The sequence below is a fragment of the Klebsiella sp. 141198 genome (assembly GCF_050600785.1).
Taxonomy (GTDB): Bacteria; Pseudomonadota; Gammaproteobacteria; order Enterobacterales; family Enterobacteriaceae; genus Klebsiella; species Klebsiella aerogenes.
The window spans coordinates 1-389 of sequence record NZ_JAQIRM010000022.1; the positions used below are offsets into that span (position 1 = coordinate 1).

Annotated in this window: 1 protein-coding gene; it reads right to left on the bottom strand. The window is 55.5% G+C overall.

Annotated elements, in window-relative coordinates; genetic code table 11:
* On the bottom strand, positions 1 to 389 hold a 389-nt coding region (locus PGR10_RS25395; protein WP_430924283.1), incomplete at both ends, for a GTP-binding protein.

Consider the following 389-nt stretch of genomic DNA (forward strand, 5'->3'; position numbering starts at 1 on the left):
TCAATCGCACGCTCTGGTTCCGGAATGTAAGAATCCAGGAAGCCAGCCAGTTCGATGATTTTCGCTTCCCACTCTGCGTCGCCTTCCAGCGCTTTCAGAGCAGAACCACGAACGATCGGAGTGTCGTCGCCCGGGAAATCGTACTGAGACAGCAGTTCACGAACTTCCATCTCAACCAGTTCCAGCAGCTCTTCGTCATCAACCATGTCGCATTTGTTCAGGAACACGATGATGTACGGAACGCCTACCTGACGACCCAGCAGGATGTGCTCACGAGTCTGCGGCATCGGGCCGTCAGTCGCAGCAACAACCAGGATCGCGCCATCCATCTGAGCAGCACCGGTGATCATGTTTTTAACATAGTCGGCGTGGCCCGGGCAGTCTACGTG